At 65.8% G+C, this 237-nt stretch carries 1 protein-coding gene; it reads right to left on the reverse strand.

Going from position 1 to position 237, the window contains the following annotated elements:
• Positions 1-237 (reverse strand): Hsp70 family protein (locus tag ACTVAJ_RS26155; RefSeq protein WP_470390933.1); only part of this gene is annotated, 237 nt, incomplete at both ends.

The following is a 237-nucleotide window of genomic DNA, read 5'->3' on the forward strand; positions in this document are numbered from 1 at the left end:
CGATGCCGTTGGCGTCGATGTCGAAGGCGACCTCGATCTGCGGGACGCCGCGCGGCGCCGGGGGCAGACCGGTCAGGTCGAAGACGCCCAGCTTCTTGTTGAACTGGGCGATGTCGCGCTCACCCTGGTAGACCTGGATCTGCACGGACGGCTGGTTGTCGTCGGCCGTCGTGAAGATCTCCGAGCGCTTGGTCGGGATGGTCGTGTTGCGCTCGATGAGCTTGGTGAACACGCCGC

The organism is Nocardiopsis sp. KDC1DS13DA1, from assembly GCF_055632325.1.